Source organism: Oleiphilus sp. HI0117, from assembly GCF_001635235.1.
Genome location: NZ_LWGA01000467.1, coordinates 1 through 1,089 on the forward strand (window position 1 = coordinate 1; position 1,089 = coordinate 1,089).

At 44.2% G+C, this 1,089-nt stretch carries 1 protein-coding gene and 1 pseudogene; one reads left to right on the forward strand and one right to left on the reverse strand.

Translation table 11 applies throughout. The annotated features are described in order from the left end of the window. Positions 1-204: pseudogene (locus A3757_RS05355) on the forward strand (DUF695 domain-containing protein); the annotation flags it as partial. 141 nt (positions 205-345) lie between these two features. Here the strand turns inward: A3757_RS05355 and A3757_RS05360 are convergent. Beyond that, positions 346-1,089: tRNA (adenine(22)-N(1))-methyltransferase TrmK (locus tag A3757_RS05360; RefSeq protein WP_156506197.1), on the reverse strand; the 744-nt coding region annotated here is incomplete at its 5' end.

Here is a 1,089-nt window from a genome sequence, read left to right on the forward strand (position 1 = left end):
GCCGGCGGGAATGCTGTGCCTTTAGCGAGAATTACCTGGAATAAGACGCGAGAGTTACTTTTTAGAGTCTACAACCCGGTTCAAGCTGACGAATTAATAAAGAGTATTATCGAAGCGGATACCACGCCACGCCCCTTCAGCTATACAATCGACCCTGATGAAGATTGGAAGATGTCAGAGGTTTACCTTAAGAGCTTTAGGTAAAAGCGTTTCAATGGGGTCAGACTCGATTGAAAACAGCAATCGTTTTGTAGGCAGTGCTTTCCTCGGCTCGCTGGTGAATCAGTACAATGTTTCTTGTTGGGTTGAGTAAGTGAGGGGTGGAACCTTCTGCCCACAACTTCTTTATGCTTGTATATGTTCAGCGCAAAGCTCATAGGCGCGTATGACCTCATCGACTTTATCTCCGTGATTAATTCGGGATTTTTTGTAGTGAGATAGAACGCGCGCCAGATACTCATGGGCAATCTCAGCTTGAACTTCCGTTTCACCCTGCCAAATTTTTCTACCCGCCGGAGATATTTCCTTCTTTAAACCACTACACGAAGAAACATGCAGTATTTCATAAAACTGCTTTCGTTCTTTCACCAGTTGTTCGTCAAGCAGAGAAAAATCGAGCTTAATGAGGTGCTGCCTAAGTGCATATTGGTGATAAACAGGGCAGAGCAGATAATCGATATCAAGGTTTTGAAACTTCTGATGAAGCTGGTTGATCAGGCTCATCGTTTCGTCACCACCTATACCAGCAATAATGACCAAATGTTTGCCTTGATGTTTGTCTAAAGGTAACTGGGAGGCATCGCTGCAATAGGTCTTCCAAGATGTTTGGTTGTTAGGAGTCGCCGGAAAGAGCTCAACTAACTTCAGGTTCAAGGCTTCAATGAGCTCTGGAACAATATCAACAAAGTGAATTGTGGGTGCGGCTTGCCGAACAAGCAGGTTGATTCCCAATAAACCGTGGTCGCAGCAGCAATCCCAGATGTGCTCGTAGTTATTTAGGCACATCTCATTGAGTTTTTTTAGGCGTTTACCGAGCTTCAAAGTTTTGATTCCATTAATAATAAAAAGGGCCGCATATTTGCGACCCTT